The following is an 11684-nucleotide window of genomic DNA, read 5'->3' on the forward strand; positions in this document are numbered from 1 at the left end:
TCTTCAAGTTATTTATTCCTTAAGTTAGACAAGTAAATATTGCGAGCAATCACAGTTACAACCCAGATACCGAACGCAATAATAATCACCCATGATAAAGTGGCGTTTTTCTGAAAGTCTATGACGAACAGGCAGACCGCAATCAGCAGACATGTATTAATCGTGTCAAGCATACTCCAGCGTTTAACAGGAAGTGGGGGCTTGGCCATAATATCCCTCCTTTTTTATTTAGATTATAACATGACTATTTAAAGCGACGTGGGGTATTAAATAAATAAGATAAAGAGTTAACCAATGAAGAGGTGAAAGAATGGTTATTAAATTAAATAGTATTGAACAATTCGAACAGACCATCCAGGATCATGATAAAGTCTTTGTGATAAAGCATTCCCTGACATGTCCGATTTCCTTGAATGCTTATGATCAATTTAACAATTTTCTGTATGAGCGTGATATGGACGGGTATTATCTGACCGTGCAGGAAGCGAGAGAACTTTCAAATTATATCGCTGAAAAGACCGGTATCAAACATGAATCACCACAAGTCTTCTACTTTGTAGACCAGCAGGTTGCATGGCATGACTCACACAATCATATTACGGTGTCTTCATTATCAGCAGCAGAAGAATAAAAAGGGATAACTGATAGCTTAGCTATTGGTTATTTATTTTTAAAGGAGATTATGATGAATATATTAGTTGCGATAGATCGTTTCGAAGATATATTAACTTCAGGAGAAGCGTCCAGTTATATTGAAGAAGGTGTGAAAACAGTATATCCTAATGCAAATGTGATCAGTGTGCCTTTGTTTGATGGTCAGAAACACTTAATAGAAGGAATATTATCCTGGCAGCAGGGCATCAAGTACAACTGGCAGATTCAAGATGCCAATCTCAGACAGCGAGAGGTGACAGCAGCCGTTATCCATGACTGTCTCTATATTGACTGTTCGCGTGTATTCAGCCAGACAGCTGATCTGCTGGATACTTCTTCGTATGGACTCGGTCAGATGATATTAAATGGTCTAGATCTTGGCTATCGTTCTTTTACCATTGCGCTAGGGGAGTCACAGGTTTATGACTACGGTATCGGAATGCTTGAGAAACTCGGTGCTGTTTTCTTTGATATAGATGACCATAAAATGACGGGTCCGCTTTCTTCAGCACATATCAAACACGTCAGAAGAATAGATTTGAGTGGACTGGATGACCGACTGTCAGAGAGTACATTTAAAGTCATCAGCGATCTTGATTATTATCTTTTTGGTAACAAAAGCCAGGTGGCAGATTCTATACTAGAAGATGCTGTAAAAATGACCATTGATAATAACATCTGGTATTTAAATGAGCAGTATAAAAAAGCGGGTCTGTCTGTTAATCCGAAAAATGGCGGCCATGCAGGTGGACTGAGAAGTATTTTTGAAAGTCTGTTTGATGCACGGATTCTATCGTCAAAAGACATGATTTTTGAGGAAACCAGTCTGAAGGACCTTCTTGATGAGGCAGATGCTGTCATATACGGCGGAGGAACCGTCAGACCATCTGAAAGTTCACTTGTCGCCCAGGCGATCACTCAAAAAGCAGGTCCTCAGCTTTATATTTACTTATCGGCCGGACAGCAGTTTGCGCCGCCGAGTGAAGCCGTGCATTTTCTGAATATCTATCCGGATATGTCAACCGACACGGATAAACTAAAGCTTGGGATACAGCTGCAGAACAGTATTAAAACAATACTTGCTATAGCAAAAAAATAGAAGCCACTGACTGATCAGTGGCTTCTTTTTATGCGCGTTCTTCAAATTTTCTGATGATACCGACGATATGATGAACTGATTTCTCCATATCATCGATTGAAACGTATTCGTAAGGGCCATGGAAGTTTTCAGCCCCTGTGAACAGGTTAGGGGTCGGCAGTCCCATATAAGAAAGCTGTGAACCATCTGTTCCACCGCGAATCGGTTCGACAATCGGTTCAATATCAAGTTCCTTCATCACTTCAAGCGGGATGTCAATCAACTCTGGGTAAGGCTTGATTTTCTCACCCATATTGAAGTACTGGTCGTGAATGTCGATCTGAACAGCATCTTCTCCGTATGTCTCTGCAATTGTTTTAGCTGCTTGTGTCATTGTTTCTTTACGTGCATTGAATTTTTCTTTATCGTGGTCACGGATAATGTAAGAGAGAGAAGCAGCCTCGACAGAACCAGTCATCTCAACCAAATGATAGAATCCTTCGTAGTTCTCTGTCCGTTCAGGTACTTCGTCTTCTGGCAGCTGGTGATGAAAGGCCATAGCCAGTGCTTGTGCATTCACCATCTTATCTTTCGCAGAACCCGGATGCACATTAACGCCTTTAAATTGGACGTCCACACCCGCTGCATTAAAGCTTTCAAACTGCAGTTCACCACGACGACCCCCGTCAATCGTATAGGCAAATTCAGCGCCAAAACGTTCAACGTCGAAGTGGTGAGGACCACGACCGATTTCCTCATCTGGTGTAAAGGCGAAGCGGATAGTCCCATGCTTGATTTCTGGATGATTCTGCAGGTAGATAATGGTTTCCATGATTTCCGTGATACCTGCTTTATTATCAGCACCGAGTAACGTTGTGCCGTCAGTTGTCATCAAAGTATGGCCAGTGTAGTACTGAAGTTCTGGAAACTTATCTTTAGAGATGACTAATCCACTTTTTAAGGTGATATCAGCGCCGTCATAAGACTCGATCATCTGTGGTTTAACGTGTGTACCTGTAAAATCTGTCGCTGTATCCACATGTGCCAGGAGACCGAGAACCGGTACTTTTTTATCGGTATTCGACGGCAGTGTCGCCATCAAATAGCCTTGATCATCGACTGAGACTTCAAGACCTAGCGCTTTAATCTCACTTTCCAGTAAGCGCAGTAAATCCCGCTGTTTCTCTGTAGATGGTGTTGTCGTGCTTGCGGCATCTGATTGTGTATCGATTTGAACGTAACGACTTAGACGGTCGATTAATGCTTGTTTCATTTGAACCCCTCCCTTGTTATCCCCTTATTATAACGAATTTTGTCTTCTGCGAACATATCTGCGCGCTCTGAAGAAGGAATGGAAAATCATTTCAGCGACGATCAGCCCGAAAGCGATAGCACCGGATATCAGTGCAACCTTAATACCATTCTGAATGGCTGTATCATAGTCATTGATGATCAGATTTTTTGTTGCGTCATAAGCAAGGCCACCTGGGACAAGAGGAATGATACCGGCCACATAGAAGATGATGACCGGCTGTTTATAATACCGGCTCATCAGATGGGCCATGACGCCAAGAAGAAGCGCTCCCGCAAATGAAGCGGTCACAGCTGAGACGTCGTAAGTGAAGAGGACATAGTAGACTATCCAGCCGACTGCACCAACAAAGCCACATGGCAGCAGGAGCTTCCTAGGTGCATTGAAAACAATTGCGAAGAAAATAGTCGCAAAGAAGCTCGTGATAAACTGCAGGATGAACCAGAGAATTTCTAAAGTAAAATCAGACATACTGCAACCCCCGTTCCTATTGCGAATGCGGTCAGACTGGCTTCGACGCCTTTAACGGCACCGGCGAGAAGGTGCGCTGCCATGAGATCCCGAATGGCGTTCGTAATGAGAACCCCCGGCACAAGCGGCATCACAGCAGAAATAATCACTTTATTCAAGGAGACACCGCCTAAAAAATTGACTGCGAGTAGAGCGGTCATCGCAATAACAAATGCGCCGGCAAATTCAGCGAAGAATTTCAAGCGGGTATGCTCCTGAATGAATTCAGCAACCATCAGCCCGATACCTCCCGCTATAACACTTGGAACGATATCTCTGAAATCTCCGTTGAACATAATCAGAAACAGGCCGCTGACAATAGCCGCTGATAACATGCGCAGCCAGTAAGGAAAGTGCTTATTGGAGTCAGATAGATCCTGAAGCGCATCATGTGCGGTCTCGAGTGACAATATATCCGCTGTAATGGCACGTGATATTTCATTCGTTTCTACGATTTTTTCGAGGTCTGTCGTTCTTGATAAGACCCGAAGCAGCCTTGACGGAGACTCTGTAGAAGCAGAGAAAATGATGGCGGTAGGTGTGACAAAGCTATGGGTGGAATGAAGCCCATAGTGTCTCGCAATTCGTGTCATAGTATCTTCGACGCGGTACGTTTCTGCACCGCTTTCAAGTAAGATCTTACCGGCGAGTAAAACAACGGCGACCACTTTGTTTTCATCTATCTGATTCATTTTGACCTCCTTGTTCATAAAAAAAATAACAGAAAGGAGACTTTCTGTTATTTAATAATTGGATTGAACATCACTGTGTCGCGTCCTTGTTCTTTAGCAGCATGAAGCGTATCATCTGCATCTTTAAAGATTTTGCGATGCGATTTGATATCCTTTTCTTGAAGATACCCAACACCGATGGATACAGTCAAGGAAATTGTTTCTTTATTGGGTAAATGAAAGGCAGAATTTTTGACGCCTTTACGAATACTCTCAGCGAGCTTGATCGCAGCGTCAAGAGTGACATCTGTCAGAATAACGGAAAATTCTTCACCGCCGTTACGATAAGCTTTCATGGTTCTAGGGATATAGTTTGTCAGGACCTGTCCCATCTGTCTTAAAACGGCGTCTCCTGCATTATGGCCGTAAGCATCATTAACGTCTTTAAAGCCGTCGATGTCTATCAGTAAAAGAGCAATCGTGCGGTGCTCAGCTTCGTAGCTCAGTTTATTAAGTGAGCGGTCAAATTCTCTGACGTTGCCGAGCCCTGTCAAATAATCCATCGTCTTTTCATTTTCATAGCGCTGAATCAATTGAGAAATTCGCCATATATCCACAAACATCAGGCTGCTGCAGATTGACAGAATAAAAGAAGAACAGAATATGAGAATGAAATACTCTAACGGGTTATTTAAATCTCTGAAATACAGACTTGCTGCAATAATAGCGAGACTGATAGCTGTCAGCCACTGGATGCTGACAAAGTGTGAATAGGACAGAAACGGGCCTATCATCCCTGTGACAGCTGCAATGATAAGGAGGATGATCGCAATATCCAGATCGTAGCCGAGCCAGAAGACAGCAACCAGACTAGTCACGACAGCACCGACCATCGTATAGACAAAGTTAGTGTAGCGAGCAAGAAATAATAAAGGAACAAATGCAAGAACAAAAGTGACCTCATCGAACTGAAGTGGATTAGTCAATAACAGACAGCTGATAAATGTCATCAGCATGGTTATATAGTTTTTTGAAAAGACGATTTCTTTTTCTTCAAAAAACTGCAGGCGGTGAAAAAGATAGAATCCACTGATTGTAATGGCAACGTTAAATATCAGGCTCTCAATCATGTGGCACATCCTTAGTCATAAAGTTTTTCTCTTTTGAGAATCCACGGCCGATGATATCAGAGGCACTGAGGAAGACGGTGAAGGCATCAATGCTTTCGTCATTGATGACCTGCTTGAAATAAATCGCTTCCCGTTGCTCCATGACAGAAAACAGTAACGCTTTCTCTGCACCGGTGAAACCACCCATGGAATTGATTTTCGTATAACCCCGTTCTACAGTGTCATAAATCAGCTGGCCGACAACAGCTTCCTGGTCTGTGATGATGAAGACGAGCTTGTTATCGCCTGCTTTCAGTTCGACGAAATCAATGACCTTGCTTGTCACATAAATTGACATCAAAGCATAAAGGGCAGACTCAAAGCTCAGAACAAATGCACTCATCAGTACAACGACCGCATCAACGATCAGCTGGCAGAAACCGCTGGATAACGACGTATATTTTTTGACGATCTGAGCAAGGGTTGCGGTGCCTCCTGTTGAGCCTTTACCCCGGTAAACGAGGCCGAGCCCAATACCGAGAACGATACCCCCGTATATCGCACCAAGCAGTGAATTATGCACTCCGTGAACAACAAAATCTTTCGAGATAAAAATAAAGAAGGGGATCAGGAAAGTCGCAATAGCTGTCTTCAGACTGAACGAACGTCCGAGAATAATCCATCCGGCAATAAAGATGGGAATATTAATGAGAGCCTGTGTCAAATAAGGCTGAATATGAAACGCATTATAAAGGATGGTACTAACACCAGATATACCACCTGCTGCTATCTCAGAAGGGAGCAGGAAAAAGTTATAGCTGATACCGACTAAAATAGAGCCCATAATCATATAGAAGTAATCTCTTAAAACCGGATTTTTCATATAATCCTCCTTCTTAAAAATTGTATTTTTTCATTAACCGTCTTATTATGAGTCATAAATGACCATTCGTCAATGTGGCCAGGCGTCTTAATAAATATTTAATATAATTCCTAGTTGAATACGATTATGCTATATTTAAAGATAAGATAAACCTCGAGGTGGTCTATGTTTACCTTAAAGCTGATTCTTATTACAGCAGCTATTTCATTCTGTCTGACACCGCTTTTAATCTGGGTCTCGCCCTATATCGGTGCAATGGACAAACCTAATATACGTAAAGTTCATAAAGCGCCTGTTTCCGTTATCGGTGGACTGGCACTTCTTATCTCATTTTTAATCGGTATTAAAATTGCGCAGCCGATAGAAGAGGAGATCGTACCGTTAGTGATTGGTGCTATCCTCATCAATTTGCTCGGCCTTATTGATGATATATTTGATTTAAAACCTATCGTTAAACTGATCGGTCAGATTTTAATCAGTCTGGTCGTTGTCTATCACGGGATTACGATTGACTTGATCACGTTACCGTTTGGTGTCATTATCCAGTTCGGTGTTCTCAGTGTCCCTGTGACGATTCTCTGGATAGTCGCCGTGACAAATGCCATCAATTTAGTGGATGGACTCGATGGACTGGCGTCGGGTGTCTCCATGATTGCACTTGGTACTATCGGTCTCATTGCTATTTTTCAGGGCAACATTTTTATTTTAATGATCTGTAGCGTACTGATTGGTTCTCTGCTCGGTTTTATTCGCTATAATTTTTATCCGGCTAAGATCTTTCTAGGTGACAACGGCGCTTTGATGCTCGGCTTTATTATCGGTGTCCTCAGTCTGCTTGGGTTCAAGAATATCACGCTGATCTCGCTCTTATTCCCGATTATTATTTTAGGTGTGCCGTTCATCGATATGGTATTCGCGATGATCAGACGTTACATGAAAGGACAACCGGTCATGCAGGCGGATAAGTCTCATCTGCATCATAAATTACTCGATCATGGATACTCACATCCACAGACCGTTATCCTGATTTATTCTATAGCACTGCTATTCAGTTCGGCATCTGTCATTCTCTATCTATCAACTAATGTGGGCGCTATAGTCATGACACTACTTATTTTATTTACAATTGAAATGATTGTTGAGTTTACCGGATTAATTGATGATAACTATAAGCCGTTCATCAAGCTCTGCCGAAAAATCATTAAATAGCTAGATTGGAAAAGGAAGCATGAGTTCTGCTTCTTTTTTTATTTGCCCTTGTCCCTGTGTATTCTCACTGACAAAGTTTTCGAATTTTTCTGTGTCTTCAGCAGTCACATGGATGCTGTAAGTCACTTTGTCTGTATACGTCTGACCGACAACTTCATAAGGCTGGTCCGCTATATCGTATTCAAAACGGCCCGTCTGATCATAGTTTAAAGTCACTTCATAAAGTATGGCATTCTGGATTCTTACTTTACCGGCTGCTTTGATGGCGTCTGTTACACCTGACTGATAAGCACGAATGAGCCCGCCTGTACCGAGTTTGATGCCGCCAAAGTAACGCGTGACAATAGCGACAACATTATGGACATCTTCTTTTTTGAGTGTCTCAAGCATAGGAACGCCTGCTGTACCAGAGGGTTCACCGTCATCACTTGCCTTCTGTATCTGATGCTGATCACCTATTGTGTAGGCAGAGCAGTTATGATTCGCGGACTTATGCAGCGATTTGATTTCAGCTATTCGCTTCTTCGCTTCTTCCTCGTCCTCTACTTTAAATAAGTAAGTAATAAAACGTGATTTACTGATCAGTTCTTCTGTTTCAAAGTCCTGTTTAATCGTAATATAGTTCTCCATTAAGCATTCCTCCATATTCTTTTTCAGTATAGTCAACTTGCAACACATCAACAATGCTTTAACTTTATTTTTAGGATAAAAATGGTATGATACATTTGTGGGGAACTGTAAGGAGGGAAGTCATGAAGATTGCAGTATTAACAGATTCAACCGCAAATATCAGCGACGAAATGAAAGAACGTTATCACATTCATGAAGTTTATCTGAATGTCTTATTTCATGGACAGGCTTACCGTGAAAATGTAGATATGTCCAAGGAGGAATTCTACAGCAGAATGCGTACAGAAAGTGAACTGCCGACGACCAGCCAGCCAGCGGTCGGTGAGTACGTGGATAAACTGGAAGAACTGAAAGCAGCAGGTTACACAGATGTTATCGCTGTGCATTTATCCAGTGGTATCAGCGGTACGTATCAGAGTGCTATTACAGCAGGTGATATGGTGGAAGGCATCAACGTTCATGCCGTGGATTCAGAAATTTCATTGACACCACAGGCTTTTCTGTGCTTCAGAGCTGCTCAGATGATTGAAGAAGGCGCTTCTATTGATGAGATAGTGGCAGAACTTCAGTCGATGGTTAGAAATCATGTCGCCTATTTCATGGTCAATGATCTGAAGAACCTTAAAAAGGGTGGCCGTTTAACAGGGGCTCAAGCCTTTGTTGGCAGTATGCTGCAAGTTAAGCCGATTCTGCATTTTGTAGAGACTAAAATAGTTGCTGCAGAAAAAGTCAGAACGAAAAAGAAAGCACTGAAACGCATTGAAGAATTGATGGCGGAATTTCTGGACGGTGAAACAACAGCAACAGGGTGTGTTCTACATGCGAATGCAGAAGAAGAAGCGCTTGAATGGCTGAAAGATGTTCAGAAGAGATTCCCGGATATTCATTTCATCGTAGCAGATGTAACGCCGGTTATCGCGACTCACTTAGGTGAAGGTGCGATGGCACTTGGCATGGTTAAACGTGATTTAAAATTGTAAACTGTTTTTATTCTTAATATTTTATGACAGCACACTTATTTAAGTGTGCTTTTTTATTTGGAGGAGAAAATGGGCTTGCTTATAGAAGGGAAAGCAATTCAAGGTGTAAAAGATGAACGCTGTCACTACTGTATGAATGAAGAAAAGGAACTGTTTCATCAGTTCTATCATCACCGCTTTGAAAAAGAAGTCATTTACTGCCGGGCCTGCATTCGCATGACATACTCTTCAACGGAGACATTCTATGATTTACTAGAGCTGCCTGATGTTGTTGATGATGTCGAATATCAGCTGGACTTTGAGCTGACCGACCAGCAGCAATACGCCAGTCATGAAATAGTGGAAACAGTGATAAAAGGAGGCAGAAAGCTACTTCATGCGGTCACGGGTGCAGGGAAGACGGAGATGATTTTAGAAGGAATAAAAGTAGCGCGGCAGAACGGGCAAAGCGTTGCACTGGTCTCTCCGCGTGTAGATGTCGTCAAGGAGCTTTTTCTGCGGATGAGTGATTACTTTAATACAGAGATAGATGTTCTTTATCAGGGACAGACACTTAAGTACAGCAGTACTTTTGTCATCAGTACCGTCCAGCAGCTGGTCAAGTATCAGCACCATTTCGGACTGGTGATTGTCGATGAAGTGGATGCATTTCCCTTACCGATGGATGAACGACTTCAAAAGACGATAGAACGTGCCGCTGAAAAAGACGCCGCTATTATTTATCTGACAGCGACGCCCCCAAAGAAGATGCAAAAGGATATGCAAGATGTGACAGTTGTTCTGCCCGCAAGATATCATAGGAGACCTTTGCCTGTTCCGAGTTACAAATATCTGTCGAAGAGGCGGCTGATGAAAGGAGGATTGACTCCTTTTCTGAAACGACGGCCTGACACTTATCTGCTGGTCTTTTTCAACAATATCTCGGATATGGAGAAAGCAACAGAAGTATATAGCGACTTTAGTCCGGTGACAGTTTATGCTTCTGATGCCTTGAGACATGAAAAAGTTGAAGCCATTCGGGCTGGACATCACGCCATCATATTTACGACAACCATCCTGGAACGCGGCTTTACGATGGCAAATCTGGATGTCTACGTCATAGGGGCAGAATCCTATACAGCTGAATGTCTGGTCCAGATGTCCGGACGGGTCGATCGCAAGTTTATACCTTATGACGGAACGGTCAAATTCTTTCATGATGGTGTCTCAAGAGATATGCAGCTAGCTGTAAAGGAAATCAGGACGATGAATCTGAATGCGAAGAAAAGAGGGTGGATCGACTGAGGTGCCTGATCTGTTTTCAGCAAGTAAATGAAACCTTGTTCCTTAGCAACTACTTTCAAGCGCCGCAAATCATCTGCAGTGAATGCGAAGCATCTTTTGAAAAAATACAAGGACCGCGTTGTACGCACTGTCATAGACTCCTGATCGATGAGGAAACCTGCAGAGACTGTCTGTTCATGCATCAGTATTTTCAGCCGCTGGACCGGATTCAGGTGTTATATGATTACAATGATTTCATGAAAGAGGTGATCCATTCATATAAAGGTAGAGGGGATATTAAGCTCGCTCAAATATTCGCCTATTTGCTTCGTGGCCATGTATCCTACATGAAATCGTTTGACGCCGTTATCGCATTACCTACTAGCGCGGAGAAACTAAAGACGCACGGCTTCAGTCAAATGGAAGAAATTCTGTCACATCTGCCGGTGACACTTTGTCACTCTCTGACAATGGCAAGTCGGATAAAGCAGTCTGAACTGACTAAAAAAGAACGGCTGAAACAAGTGAATCCTTTTACGGTCTCGAGCCAGATCCACGGTCGTGTTCTTCTTATCGATGACATCTATACGACAGGCCTGACTGTGCATCATGCAGCCGAGATTCTTCGGTCACAAGGTGTTCATACGGTTGAAGTGTTAGCGCTTGCAAGACCTTGATAATATGCTAAAATAAAGGTAGGAAGAAACACCACAGAATAGGTTTCATAAGGAGTTGTTTCATTATGATCAGATATGAAATTCACGGAGAGAATATTGAAGTAACAGATGCAATCCGTAACCACATCGAGGAGAAATTGAGTAAACTTGAGCGTTACTTTGCTAATGTGCCGGATGCGAATGCACATGTCAAAGTTAAGACTTACCAAGATTCTCGCTCTAAAATTGAAGTCACTATCCCGCTTAAAAATGTGACGCTTCGCGCAGAAGAACGTCATGATGATTTATATGCGGCAGTCGATCTGATTGTTGAAAAATTAGAACGCCAGGTCAGAAAACACAAAACAAAAGTCAATCGTAAATTCCGCGAAAAAGGAATTGAAAAAGATGTTTTCCCTGTCTTCCCTGAAACAGAAAAAGAAGAGGAAGAACCTGAAATCGAAATCATCCGTTCTAAACAGTTCGATTTAAAACCGATGGACTCTGAAGAAGCGGTACTTCAGATGAATATGCTGGGTCATGATTTCTACATCTTCAATGATGCAGAGACAAACGGAACTAACATTGTCTACCGTCGTAAAGATGGTAAGTATGGTTTAATCGAAACATCAGCTGAATAACTTGAATCCCCTCTTAATTGTAAAGAGGGGATTTTTCATGCCGTTATGTTTTTATAACAATTAAATAAATGGTATTATTAATTGTTGT

Annotated in this window: 14 protein-coding genes; 7 read left to right on the plus strand and 7 right to left on the minus strand. The window is 42.3% G+C overall.

The annotated features are described in order from the left end of the window. Positions 1–8: 8 nt before the first annotated feature. Complete coding sequence (locus MGG13_RS03155) at positions 9–209, minus strand: hypothetical protein (RefSeq protein ID WP_239035347.1); 201 nt, start codon at positions 207–209, stop codon at positions 9–11. A gap of 101 nt (positions 210–310) precedes the next feature. On the opposite strand from MGG13_RS03155, the gene ytxJ reads away from it, so the two are divergent. Beyond that, positions 311–631, plus strand: coding sequence for a bacillithiol system redox-active protein YtxJ (gene ytxJ, locus MGG13_RS03160; RefSeq protein WP_239035348.1), 321 nt, complete (start codon positions 311–313; stop codon positions 629–631). Between the two features lie 54 nt (positions 632–685). Continuing rightward, entirely contained in the window at positions 686–1753 is a 1068-nt protein-coding gene (locus tag MGG13_RS03165) for a glycerate kinase (protein ID WP_239035349.1), read from the plus strand. A gap of 28 nt (positions 1754–1781) precedes the next feature. Here the strand turns inward: MGG13_RS03165 and pepT are convergent, their stop codons facing one another. Genes pepT through MGG13_RS03190 form a run of 5 tightly spaced genes read right to left on the minus strand, consistent with a single transcriptional unit; the run spans position 1782 to position 6217 of the window. After that, positions 1782–3005 (minus strand): peptidase T, encoded by a 1224-nt coding sequence (gene pepT, locus MGG13_RS03170; protein WP_239035350.1) that lies wholly within the window; start codon positions 3003–3005, stop codon positions 1782–1784. A gap of 27 nt (positions 3006–3032) precedes the next feature. Next, entirely contained in the window at positions 3033–3515 is a 483-nt protein-coding gene (locus tag MGG13_RS03175) for a threonine/serine exporter family protein (RefSeq protein ID WP_208001740.1), read from the minus strand. Further along, the gene (locus MGG13_RS03180; RefSeq protein WP_239035351.1) at positions 3497–4246 is read right to left on the minus strand and encodes a threonine/serine exporter family protein; all 750 of its coding nucleotides are present in this window, start codon (positions 4244–4246) and stop codon (positions 3497–3499) included. The genes MGG13_RS03175 and MGG13_RS03180 overlap by 19 nt, the downstream gene beginning before the upstream one ends. Before the next feature lie 47 nt (positions 4247–4293). Further along, on the minus strand, positions 4294–5355 hold the full coding sequence (gene gdpS, locus MGG13_RS03185) for a GGDEF domain-containing protein GdpS (protein WP_239035352.1): 1062 nt from the start codon (positions 5353–5355) through the stop codon (positions 4294–4296). Beyond that, complete coding sequence (locus MGG13_RS03190) at positions 5348–6217, minus strand: YitT family protein (protein ID WP_239035353.1); 870 nt, start codon at positions 6215–6217, stop codon at positions 5348–5350. The genes gdpS and MGG13_RS03190 overlap by 8 nt, the downstream gene beginning before the upstream one ends. A gap of 165 nt (positions 6218–6382) precedes the next feature. Here MGG13_RS03190 and MGG13_RS03195 point away from each other — a divergent pair, with 165 nt between their 5' ends. Continuing rightward, positions 6383–7426 carry a glycosyltransferase family 4 protein gene (locus MGG13_RS03195; RefSeq protein ID WP_133430826.1) on the plus strand — a complete coding sequence of 348 codons (1044 nt, stop codon included), beginning with the start codon at positions 6383–6385 and terminating at the stop codon, positions 7424–7426. On the opposite strand, the gene MGG13_RS03200 is transcribed toward MGG13_RS03195, so the two are convergent. Continuing rightward, positions 7427–8056, minus strand: coding sequence for a YigZ family protein (locus MGG13_RS03200; RefSeq protein ID WP_133430825.1), 630 nt, complete (start codon positions 8054–8056; stop codon positions 7427–7429). 122 nt (positions 8057–8178) lie between these two features. On the opposite strand from MGG13_RS03200, the gene MGG13_RS03205 reads away from it, so the two are divergent. The 4 genes from MGG13_RS03205 (at position 8179) to hpf (ending at position 11596) form a co-directional block, all read left to right on the plus strand. Continuing rightward, positions 8179–9036 carry a DegV family protein gene (locus MGG13_RS03205; RefSeq protein ID WP_133430824.1) on the plus strand — a complete coding sequence of 286 codons (858 nt, stop codon included), beginning with the start codon at positions 8179–8181 and terminating at the stop codon, positions 9034–9036. 69 nt (positions 9037–9105) lie between these two features. Further along, the gene (locus tag MGG13_RS03210) at positions 9106–10320 is read left to right on the plus strand and encodes a DEAD/DEAH box helicase family protein (protein ID WP_239035354.1); all 1215 of its coding nucleotides are present in this window, start codon (positions 9106–9108) and stop codon (positions 10318–10320) included. A 176-nt stretch (positions 10321–10496) separates the two neighbouring features. Next, positions 10497–10976, plus strand: a complete 480-nt coding sequence (locus MGG13_RS03215) for a ComF family protein (protein ID WP_239035355.1) — start codon at positions 10497–10499, stop codon at positions 10974–10976. Between the two features lie 65 nt (positions 10977–11041). Next, positions 11042–11596 carry a ribosome hibernation-promoting factor, HPF/YfiA family gene (gene hpf / locus MGG13_RS03220; RefSeq protein ID WP_133430821.1) on the plus strand — a complete coding sequence of 185 codons (555 nt, stop codon included), beginning with the start codon at positions 11042–11044 and terminating at the stop codon, positions 11594–11596. Positions 11597–11684 lie beyond the last annotated feature (88 nt).

The sequence above is a fragment of the Macrococcus brunensis genome (genome assembly GCF_022343725.1).
Classification (GTDB): Bacteria; Bacillota; Bacilli; order Staphylococcales; family Staphylococcaceae; genus Macrococcus; species Macrococcus brunensis.

Bases quoted from the DNA above. Each gene is read 5' to 3' on its own strand.
- MGG13_RS03180 (WP_239035351.1), bottom strand. From the start codon at position 4,246: ATGAATCAGATAGATGAAAACAAAGTGGTCGCCGTTGTTTTACTCGCC.
- MGG13_RS03210 (WP_239035354.1), top strand. From the start codon at position 9,106: ATGGGCTTGCTTATAGAAGGGAAAGCAATTCAAGGTGTAAAAGATGAA.
- ytxJ (WP_239035348.1), top strand. From the start codon at position 311: ATGGTTATTAAATTAAATAGTATTGAACAATTCGAACAGACCATCCAG.
- MGG13_RS03165 (WP_239035349.1), top strand. From the start codon at position 686: ATGAATATATTAGTTGCGATAGATCGTTTCGAAGATATATTAACTTCA.
- MGG13_RS03190 (WP_239035353.1), bottom strand. From the start codon at position 6,217: ATGAAAAATCCGGTTTTAAGAGATTACTTCTATATGATTATGGGCTCT.
- MGG13_RS03155 (WP_239035347.1), bottom strand. From the start codon at position 209: ATGGCCAAGCCCCCACTTCCTGTTAAACGCTGGAGTATGCTTGACACG.
- MGG13_RS03215 (WP_239035355.1), top strand. From the start codon at position 10,497: ATGCATCAGTATTTTCAGCCGCTGGACCGGATTCAGGTGTTATATGAT.
- MGG13_RS03200 (WP_133430825.1), bottom strand. From the start codon at position 8,056: ATGGAGAACTATATTACGATTAAACAGGACTTTGAAACAGAAGAACTG.
- hpf (WP_133430821.1), top strand. From the start codon at position 11,042: ATGATCAGATATGAAATTCACGGAGAGAATATTGAAGTAACAGATGCA.
- MGG13_RS03175 (WP_208001740.1), bottom strand. From the start codon at position 3,515: ATGTCTGATTTTACTTTAGAAATTCTCTGGTTCATCCTGCAGTTTATC.
- gdpS (WP_239035352.1), bottom strand. From the start codon at position 5,355: ATGATTGAGAGCCTGATATTTAACGTTGCCATTACAATCAGTGGATTC.
- MGG13_RS03205 (WP_133430824.1), top strand. From the start codon at position 8,179: ATGAAGATTGCAGTATTAACAGATTCAACCGCAAATATCAGCGACGAA.
- MGG13_RS03195 (WP_133430826.1), top strand. From the start codon at position 6,383: ATGTTTACCTTAAAGCTGATTCTTATTACAGCAGCTATTTCATTCTGT.
- pepT (WP_239035350.1), bottom strand. From the start codon at position 3,005: ATGAAACAAGCATTAATCGACCGTCTAAGTCGTTACGTTCAAATCGAT.